A 7,498-nucleotide genomic window follows, 5' to 3' on the forward strand; every position below is an offset into this window, starting at 1 on the left:
CCACAACTCCCACCCACCCAGGCTACGCAACCGAGATTCCTTGCGGAACGCGAAACCGGTGCGGGCCGCGTCGGCACTGCGAAGGGGGCATGTCGTTCGCTCTGCCGATCCACATATACGTATAGCCTTCGGCTATGAGGGGTTTGGGAGGTTTGCTGCGGGTCTTCGTCTTCAGCATGGCCATCCTCGCGCTGGCCGTGACCGGTACCGGTGTTGCGAGCGCTGCGGTATACACCGTCGGTGATCAGCGGGGCTGGACCTACAATGTGGCTGCGTGGCCGAAAGGGAAGCGCTTCAAGGCAGGGGACGTTCTGGTCTTCAAGTACGACCCCGCCAAACACAACGTCGTCCCGGTCAGCGCAGCGGGATACAACAGCTGTTCAGCTCCAAAAAATGCCAGGACACTCAACTCAGGTAATGGCCGGGTCACCCTCAAAAGGGGAAGGAACTACTTCATCTCGAGCTCAGCCGGGGATTGCGAGAACGGTATGAAGATCGCGGTTGACGCCAACTGATGAGCTTGCCGGCCTCGGACCGACATCGACACTTGATCTTTCGCCTCCCAGCGCTGGTCGCTGGTGTCATGTCGGTGTGAGCCCGTCTTCCAGATAGACAGTTCTGCCCTCGACGCGAGCTTCTATCGCGGCTGCCACCCGTCGAGCCATCGCATCCGGCAGTCGCGTGGCCGCCTCGGGCTCATCACACCACGCCCAGCTGCGGAGTTCCTCGGGCTGGAGAACGATCGCCGACGCCTGTCCGGTGTCCAATTCGCCGCCATCGAAGATCAGCATCAAGCCGTCGTCGGCATAAAGGCCCGGCGGGACCCAGTCGACCGCCAACAGCCGTCCGAGAGGCACACGGAGACCTAGCTCTTCTTGGACCTCTCTGACCACGGCGGCCCCCGGCGACTCACCGGCCTCCACGACCCCGCCCGGCAGTTCCCAATAGTCCTTGTACGTCGGTTCGACCAGCAACACACGACCCAGCGCATCGACGAACAGCGCTCCCGCCCCCATCCGCTTCCGAGGCAGCCTGGCGAGATATTCAGCCCGTTCGGATTCCATGGGGCACAACACTATCCACTTGGCCAGGCGCAGGTTGGGCTTGTGCTGTTCGTTCCGATCCGCGCGGGATGCGGCATGACCGTACGCCTTTCGCCGGGCCCGGGCAGGCCGTTCAAACCGGGCTGATCACGCACTAAGGCAGGGGAATTGGCTAATTGACGGCGTATGGCAGCGGAGAGTGCGAGATTAGCCCGGTCGTCCGGAACTCTGCATGATGGTGCGGTTCAGCGAGGTGGGGGCGGCAGGGGTGAGGTGATCGGAGGGAGGTGTGGATTGATGGGCTCGGTCGGGAATTCACCGAAGTACCAGAGAAGTGTGAAACCCAAGGCCACGCCCACGAGGTAGAGCGCGCAGAGAACTAGCACCCAGTTGTAAATCGAGACCAATAGACCGAGTAGGGTTCTCAGCTTCGGCGGCGCATAACCCCAACGACGCCTCGGCGTTTCGGTTTGGTCCGACATCCCAATGTCAAAAGTCCAGGGCCAGTTGGCCGTCCGCGCCGAGGCTAGTTGATTTTGGTGCCGCAGCCTCCGGGGCCGTTCAGGGTGCACAGCAGCATGAGCAGGTTGTTGGTCAGCTGGGCGCTGCCCGATACGGGGGGCTGCGGCAAGGCGCCGTCGGAGATTTCGGTTGTCGGTGCTGCGGTGGCCTGGCCGATGCCGGTGGACAGGGCGCCGAGAACTGCGGCGGTGAGGATGAGAGTGCGCATGGTGCGATACCTTTCGTGAACGGCACCCGTCGGCGGCTTGCCGAACTGTCCCCACCGGATGAGGGGATCCATTTCGGAATTGCGGGCTTCGGGTTCTGAACGTACCGCCGAAGCCTTGCTGTGAAATGCCAATGTTTCATTGGGTTGGCGCAGGGGCCGTCATGTGAGGGTCGTCGGGGTAGGCGGGGTGGGGCATACTGGCGGCAACGGTGGATGGGAGGATCCTCGGGTGTCGTTTGATCTCGTTCGGGTGCGGGGCATTTTGGCTCACGCCAAGTCCGAGGCCGCTCGGGCTCGGGTGGTCAGCGAGTCCGCTCGGGGGCACCTCGAGGAGGTGCTGACACGGGTGGCTTTCGCGCGGGAAGCCACGTCGGAAGTGCTGGCTCGTCTCGATCGATATTTCGTGCACTACTCCCGCAACACACCGGTCGGATACGAGGGGATTTTGGAGTATCGCCCCGGGACCGCTCGCCGGGAGGTGGCCAGGCTGACGGCGGAGATGACCGAGGCGGTCAATGGCGCGGCCTGGTTTCAGCACCGGCACAAGCCGTATCTGCTGTTGGACACCGACTTCCGGATCCGGGCGGTCAATCGGGCTTACGAGCAGGTGACCGCACAGCCGAAACTGGTCGGCGAGCGCATGTTCGACGCGTTTCCCGACAATCCAGCCGATGCCACGGCCGACGGGGTGGAGAACCTGTCCTGGTCGCTGGAATCGGTGTTCAGCCGCGGCACCTCGGACTGGATGGGCGTGCAGCGCTACGACGTGCCGAAGCCGCACGAGCGCGGCGCGTTCCGCTACAAGATCTGGGCGCCGGTGAACACCGCGATCCGATTCGATGGCGCCACCGTGGCGGTCCTGCATCATGTCCAGGACCTCACCGATGTGCTCACCCCCACCGGTTCCCGTTCCGCCGCAGACCTTCTCACCGAACTCCGATCCGCCGCGACCGACCTCGGCCGGGAATTCCCCGACCTGCGCAGGCAGACCGTGCTGGGCGTGCTGGCCGACTCCCGGCGCGTGGTGCTGGAAACCCTCGGACATCCCGATCACGCCCATGCCCGCATGCTGGCCCGGCTGCGGCTGGACGCCCGGGCCGAGCGTGGAAACAGCATCGAGTAATCGGCAGCGGACATCCTGTGGCGCAGTCGATCTCCGTCAGTGTCCGGAGACCGCGGACGCTGTGGGCAGGAACTCGAGGAGGAGCTGTGCGAGTTCGGCGGGCTGATCTTCGGGCGCCCACGCGAACGAGTCGGCGATTGTCGCGAACTGGCCCTGCGGCAGGTCGGCGGCGAGTTGCCGCGCGGCGTCGCGAGGGAAGACCTTGTCCTCGTCGGGCGACACGACCAGCACGGGGCGCTCGAACCGGCGCACTTGCGCTGATGCCCGAGCAAGATATTCCGGTGTCACGCCACGCAGGAATCGGATCAGGTCACGGCGGACTGCGCGGTCCTGGACAGCCGGCCCGACGTACTCGGCCATGATCGCGTCGGGGATCGGGCGCTTCGTCACCCAGCCGTAGATGATGGGGAGGCGCTGGAAGGTTCGACGCGGTAGCAGCATGCGCGTCGACGCCTCGGCGCCGGGCAGCTTGGCCATGGTGACCACTGCTTTCGCCGTCCAGTGGTAGGAACGGTCGACGTTCGGCCCGACGAGCACGAGCGCCGCGACGCGGTCGGGATGCCGGGCGGCGACGAGTTGTGCGATGTCGCCGCCGTATCCGTTGCCGACAATGACCGCGCGGTCGAGTCCGAGCGCATCGAGCACGCCGACAACGATCTCGGCTTGCCCGGGGAGGCTGAGGTCGGCGTCCGGAACCGCCGGCGAGTGCGAACCGAGCGGGAAATCCGGTGTGATGCAACGCCAGTTGTCGGCGAGTGCCGGTGCGACGCCGCGCCAAGCCGAGCTGTTGCAGCAGACCCCGTGGACGAAGACGACGGGATCACCGCGACCGGTCTCGCGGTAGCCGATCGTGCCTTGTGCAAGTTCGAGATACTGTCGCGGACCGAGCATTTCGTCGCCTCCCTGATTGGTGCCTGCTTGCGACGGTGCCAGGCGCCGCGGGGCGCGTCCATGACCTGTCGGGTCATGGACAGCACGAACCGCGCCGGTACGATCGGCGAACATGGGCGACACCCTCGGCGCACTGTTGCGGCAGTGGCGGCACCGTCGGAGCTTGTCGCAACTCGAGTTATCCCTGCGGGCAGCGGTTTCGACGCGGTACCTGAGCTGCATAGAGACGGGCAAAGCCACGCCGAGCCGGTCGATGGTATTGCATCTGGCCGAGCGCCTCGAGGTGCCGTTGCGCGTCCGCAACGACATGCTCCTCGCCGCCGGATTCGCCCCGTGGTTCCCCGAGCGTGAGCTGGTCGCGCCGGCCCTCGATCCGGTACGCCAGGCCCTCGATCGAATTCTCGCCGCGCACGAGCCGTTTCCGGCGATGGTCCTCGACGGCGAGTGGAACCTGATCAACGCGAATCCCGCAGCGGTCTGGCTCGGGTCCGGTGCGGCGCCGCATCTGCTGAATCCGCCGATCAATCTGATGCGGCTGGCTCTCCATCCCGACGGGCTCGCCCCGGCGATCGCGAACCTGCCGGAGCTGCGCGCCCGAGTGATCGCGAATCTGAGTCGGCAGGCGGCACGCACCGCGAATCCGGCGCTGACCGAGCTTCACGACGAAATTCGCGGTTACCCCGGTGGCGAGGCCGAGACCGACCCGGGAGAAAGCGTCGCCGTTCCGGTGCGCATCCGGGTCGAGGGACACGATCTCGCCTTCATCTCCACGCTCACGACCTTCTCCCACCCGACCGATGTGACCGTCGCCGAACTGGCGGTCGAGTCGTACTTTCCCGCCGACACCGCAACGGCCGAGATCATGCTCGCGCGCGGGACTTCTTGACCTTGTTGCCGCAGGTGTTCATGGAGCACCAGCGGCGGTTGGCGCCGCGGCTGGTGTCGAGGAAGAGGCCGGCGCAGCCGGGGCCTTCGCAGGTTTTGATGCGGGGGCGGTCGGGTCCGCCGAGGGTGTGGATGGCGGTGGTGGCGAGGACGCCCAGGGCGTCTCTGACGGCGGCTGATTTCGTCAGGTGCCATTGTGAGTGGTCTTGGTGCAGTGCGGCTTTCGCGTGTCCGGCGGCGGCGAACGCGTTGAGGGTGTGGATGTCCCTGGAGATCGGCTTTCGATCCGCGGCTATCGCCGCGCCGATTCGGTAGATGGCCTCGCGTAGGTCGATGGCGGAGTTCAGGTCGGTTGATGACACGGATGGGACGTCGAATTCCGTTGCCCGCAGCCATAGCCGGAGCCGCGCGGGGGAGTTCAGGCGTTCTCGCGGTGCTGTGCTTGCGCGGTCGCTGAGGGTGGCGGTGAAGCGGAAGGCCAGGACCTCGTTGTCCATTCGGAACACCTGACGTGCGTCCTCGGTCATTCCAGCCTCCAGGGGTGAGCGGTAGCAGCTTCACGAACCGTCTTAGACGGTTCGACATGATGGTAGCGCTATGGCATCCTGTGAACCGTCTTAGCCGGTTCAAGAGAAGGGTGCGCACCATGAGCAGCATCGCGGTCATCGGTCTGGGGGCTATGGGAAAGCCCATCGCGCACAACCTCTTGAAGGCCGGTCACGACGTCGTGGTGTGGAATCGTTCCGATGGGCCCGCGGACGAGCTTGTCGCGGCGGGCGCCCGCCGCGCCGCCTCGGTCGCGGAGGCCATGGACGTGCCGGTGGTCTTCTCGATCCTGTCCGACGACCGGGCTGTCGCCGAGACGTTCATCGACTCCGGCGTTCTCGCTCGAGCTGCGAGCGGGACGGTGCACGTGAATCTCGCAACGGTCAGCGCTGACCTGGCGCGCCGGGCGGCCGCGGTGCATGCCGAGCACGGTGTCGGATACATCGCGGCCCCGGTGTTCGGCCGCGTTCCGGTCGCCGAAGCCGGAGCGCTCAATATCCTCGCCGCCGGTGACCCTTCTCTGATCGAGCGTGTGCAGCTGTTCTTCGACGTGATCGGTTCGCGCACATGGCGACTCGGTGAACGCCTGGAGCAGGCCAATATCGTGAAGATCCTCGGCAACTACCTGATCGCCTGTGCGATCCAGTCATTGGGTGAGGCCGTCAGTGTCGTGGAAGGCGCGGATATCGACTCGGGACAATTCGTCGAACTGCTGACTTCGACCCTCTTCCCGGGCCCCGTCTACACCGGCTACGGCTCGATGATCGCCGAACGGCGTTACCAGCCAGCGGGATTCACCACACTCCTGGGCCGCAAGGACCTCCACCTCGCCCTCCAAGTGGCCGCGGATCACAACATCCCCCTCCCGATCGGTCAGCTGTTGCGAGGCGTCTTCGATCGGACCATCGACGCAGGCCACGGCGCGGACGACTGGGCGTCCATCGTGGAACAACAGCCGCGGTGACCTGCCTGCCTCGCAACTAGCCGATGCGCCAGTCCCGGATCAGCTTCCACCCCAGCCTCCGGTGTACGCCCCGCCGAGAAGGCGACGCCGCCTGCGCCGCCGCTTGGCCTCCTCTTCGGATCGAGTCGGCTCCGGGGCCTGCTCCTTGTTCGTGTCGTCGGGATCGCGCTTGGTCTTCCGGAAGATTCCCATGTCGAGACCTCCTGTTTCGCTGACAGCTTCACTTTCCTTCCTGGAAAGTAAGACTCCACTTTCCCGGTAGGAAAGTCAAGGGTCCCCCTTCTCCGGCCCAGGGCAGCGGCGCGGTATGAATGTTTGTATCGAGACAAACGTGTTGTCTCGTCAGGGAAGGATCGAGATTTGACCCGGACATGGTTCATCACCGGCGCCAACCGCGGCATGGGCCGCGCGTTCACCCGTGCGGCCCTCGAACGCGGAGACCGCGTCGTCGCGACCGCACGCGACCCGCGCGGCCTGGCCGACCTCGCACAGGATCGGCTTACCGTGCTGCCGTTGGATGTTCGCGACCGTGAGCGCGTAATCGCCGTCGTGAACCAGGCTTTCGAGCAGTCGGGCGCCATCGACGTGATCGTCAACAATGCCGGATTCGGTCTCGTCGGTGCGCTCGAGGAGCTGGACGAGGCCGCCATCCGCACCCAGATGGACACCAATTTCTATGGCGCGCTCTGGGTTTCGCAGGCAGCCGTGCCACACCTGCGTAAACAGGGTTCGGGACACATCGTGCAGATCTCGACCGTCGGCGCCGTGGGTTCGTTGCCGCTGTTCGGGATGTACAACGCGAGCAAGTGGGCGCTGGAAGGATTCAGCGCCTCGCTCGCCGATGAGCTGCGCCCGTTCGGAATCCACGTCAGCATCGCCCAGCTGGGCGGCTTCGACACCGACTGGGCCGGCTCCAGCATGCGATTCCCGTCCGAGCCCTTGGCCGCCTACGACGGCACCCGCCAAGCCATCCTGGGCATGCCGACCTACCCGGACCCCTCCGCGCCACCCGCGCCCACCGACGGCGACCAGCAGTGGACCGAACCCGCCCCCGAGATCGGTGCGGCCGAACTCCTGCAACTCGTCGATCTACCGAACCCGCCCCTGCGTCGCATCATCGGCCCCGGCGCCCGCGAAATGGTCACCATGGCCCTGGACGCCCGCCGCCAGGACTACCTGACCGACCCCGAATTCACCTGGCCCTCTTGAGGGTTCGATCAAGGCGTGCCGAGGAGGCGGTCCAGGCCGCCGATCAGGAAGATGACCTGGTCTTCGTAGAGGGTGGTCAGGTCATCGGCCGCGGGTGGGGTGGGGCC

General features: G+C 65.7%; 10 protein-coding genes. 5 read left to right on the forward strand and 5 right to left on the reverse strand.

From position 1 onward, the window contains the following. Positions 1 to 134 precede the first annotated feature (134 nt). A complete protein-coding gene (locus ACAM49_RS37110; protein WP_369640207.1) occupies positions 135 to 515 on the forward strand; it encodes a hypothetical protein in 381 nt (126 codons plus the stop codon). Positions 516 to 581: 66 nt separating this feature from the next. On the opposite strand, the gene ACAM49_RS37115 is transcribed toward ACAM49_RS37110, so the two are convergent. Together ACAM49_RS37115 and ACAM49_RS37120 are read right to left on the reverse strand one after the other, a co-directional pair. Next, a complete protein-coding gene (locus ACAM49_RS37115; RefSeq protein ID WP_369640208.1) occupies positions 582 to 1,064 on the reverse strand; it encodes an NUDIX domain-containing protein in 483 nt (160 codons plus the stop codon). 505 nt (positions 1,065 to 1,569) lie between these two features. Continuing rightward, positions 1,570 to 1,773 carry a hypothetical protein gene (locus tag ACAM49_RS37120; protein WP_369640209.1) on the reverse strand — a complete coding sequence of 68 codons (204 nt, stop codon included), beginning with the start codon at positions 1,771 to 1,773 and terminating at the stop codon, positions 1,570 to 1,572. A gap of 229 nt (positions 1,774 to 2,002) precedes the next feature. Here ACAM49_RS37120 and ACAM49_RS37125 point away from each other — a divergent pair, with 229 nt between their 5' ends. Continuing rightward, positions 2,003 to 2,896: a hypothetical protein gene (locus ACAM49_RS37125; RefSeq protein WP_369640210.1), complete on the forward strand. Its 894-nt coding sequence runs from the start codon at positions 2,003 to 2,005 to the stop codon at positions 2,894 to 2,896. A gap of 36 nt (positions 2,897 to 2,932) precedes the next feature. Here the strand turns inward: ACAM49_RS37125 and ACAM49_RS37130 are convergent, their stop codons facing one another. Further along, positions 2,933 to 3,901 carry an alpha/beta fold hydrolase gene (locus ACAM49_RS37130; RefSeq protein ID WP_369640211.1) on the reverse strand — a complete coding sequence of 323 codons (969 nt, stop codon included), beginning with the start codon at positions 3,899 to 3,901 and terminating at the stop codon, positions 2,933 to 2,935. On the opposite strand from ACAM49_RS37130, the gene ACAM49_RS37135 reads away from it, so the two are divergent. Further along, a complete protein-coding gene (locus ACAM49_RS37135) occupies positions 3,900 to 4,673 on the forward strand; it encodes a helix-turn-helix domain-containing protein (RefSeq protein WP_369640212.1) in 774 nt (257 codons plus the stop codon). The genes ACAM49_RS37130 and ACAM49_RS37135 overlap by 2 nt on opposite strands. On the opposite strand, the gene ACAM49_RS37140 is transcribed toward ACAM49_RS37135, so the two are convergent. Next, entirely contained in the window at positions 4,648 to 5,199 is a 552-nt protein-coding gene (locus ACAM49_RS37140; protein ID WP_369640213.1) for a CGNR zinc finger domain-containing protein, read from the reverse strand. The two genes, ACAM49_RS37135 and ACAM49_RS37140, sit on opposite strands and share 26 nt — an antisense overlap. A gap of 119 nt (positions 5,200 to 5,318) precedes the next feature. On the opposite strand from ACAM49_RS37140, the gene ACAM49_RS37145 reads away from it, so the two are divergent. Continuing rightward, the gene (locus ACAM49_RS37145; protein ID WP_369640214.1) at positions 5,319 to 6,182 is read left to right on the forward strand and encodes an NAD(P)-dependent oxidoreductase; all 864 of its coding nucleotides are present in this window, start codon (positions 5,319 to 5,321) and stop codon (positions 6,180 to 6,182) included. 39 nt (positions 6,183 to 6,221) lie between these two features. Here ACAM49_RS37145 and ACAM49_RS37150 read toward each other — a convergent pair whose 3' ends face one another. Beyond that, the gene (locus tag ACAM49_RS37150) at positions 6,222 to 6,374 is read right to left on the reverse strand and encodes a hypothetical protein (protein WP_369640215.1); all 153 of its coding nucleotides are present in this window, start codon (positions 6,372 to 6,374) and stop codon (positions 6,222 to 6,224) included. A gap of 168 nt (positions 6,375 to 6,542) precedes the next feature. Between ACAM49_RS37150 and ACAM49_RS37155 the strand changes: the two genes are divergently transcribed. Next, a complete protein-coding gene (locus tag ACAM49_RS37155) occupies positions 6,543 to 7,391 on the forward strand; it encodes an SDR family NAD(P)-dependent oxidoreductase (RefSeq protein ID WP_369640216.1) in 849 nt (282 codons plus the stop codon). Positions 7,392 to 7,498: the final 107 nt, after the last annotated feature.

This window comes from Nocardia sp. JMUB6875 (assembly GCF_041154655.1).
Taxonomy (GTDB): Bacteria; Actinomycetota; Actinomycetes; order Mycobacteriales; family Mycobacteriaceae; genus Nocardia.